The sequence below is a fragment of the Streptomyces sp. IMTB 2501 genome, assembly GCF_001953885.1.
GTDB lineage: Bacteria > Actinomycetota > Actinomycetes > Streptomycetales > Streptomycetaceae > Streptomyces.
Genome location: NZ_MQUS01000093.1, coordinates 1 through 1,078 on the forward strand (window position 1 = coordinate 1; position 1,078 = coordinate 1,078).

1 protein-coding gene is annotated in these 1,078 nt (G+C 67.9%); it reads left to right on the plus strand.

The features are described 5' to 3' along the window. Window positions 1-208: 208 nt before the first annotated feature. Window positions 209-805, plus strand: a complete 597-nt coding sequence (locus AV521_RS46240; protein WP_076097942.1) for a hypothetical protein — start codon at window positions 209-211, stop codon at window positions 803-805. Window positions 806-1,078 lie beyond the last annotated feature (273 nt).

A 1,078-nucleotide genomic window follows, 5' to 3' on the forward strand; every position in this document is an offset into this window, starting at 1 on the left:
AGATCATCCGGACGGACTAATAGTCATTCAATACGCCTTTTTCTCTGGTGACTTCACATCCTGACAGACCGGCAGGCGGGGCCGGATATACCCCGATCGGCTCCCTCCCGTGAACCTTCGATATGACCGGTATGACAGCTGTGAGTACGTTTGATCGCAGTCGGCTGACGAGCCGACATCTCCGAGATATTCAGACGGGAGAAGCGACATGAAGCTCGCTCGTTCCACCATGGTGACCGCCGCTGCCGGAGCCGCCGCGGCACTCGCCGTGACCGGCATCACCTACGCCTCGGCGGCCTCCGGCCCGGCCCCCCAGGCAGCCCCGGCCGCCGCCCCGGCAGCCGACCCAACCGCAGCCCCCACCAGCAGCACCGGGCAGGGCAAGGGAAACAACAACGAAGGGCAGAGCAAGGGCAACGAAGGCAAGGGAAACGAAGGCAGGGGCCACGAGGAGCGCCGAGAAGAAGGCCGGATCCTCATCAACGAACGGTCCTACTCCGCCCACCCCGGTGACTGCATCACCGTCGTCAGCGGCCTCGGCGCCAAGACCCTCAACATCCGCAACGACAGCCACAAACGCGTCGAGGTCTTCCGCGGAGCGGTCTGCGACAACGGCGCCCCCGTCGCCACCGTCGGCCCCCACAGCTCCAGCTTCGGCGTCGACGACCTCCACACCAAGGGCATCCACGTCAAGGACGGCGTGGTGGCCAGCTTCCGCGTCGACTGCGACCACGAAGGCGGCCGGGAAGGCGGCCGAGACGGCGGCCGAGACGACGGCCGGGACGACGGCGGCTGGGACGACTGAACCCACACCCGACAGCACAATACGGGGCCCCGGCCCGCCGGAATCGGGCCGGGAACCCCACCCACCACCATTCTCCGACAACCCACGCGCCACGCACGCACCACCCGGCCCGGACACCAGACATCACACCCCTGGTGCCCGGGCCGGCACCCATCCCCCCACCTACCCACCCACCTCGGGATTTCCACCCCGAGGCCGACCCACACATACACCTCCCCACACCCTCGCCACCCACCTCCCCCCGGCGTTTCCCCCACCCCCGAACGGGTGAGA

Coding starts and splice junctions, on each gene's coding strand:
- AV521_RS46240 (WP_076097942.1), top strand. CDS start 209: ATGAAGCTCGCTCGTTCCACCATGGTGACCGCCGCTGCCGGAGCCGCC.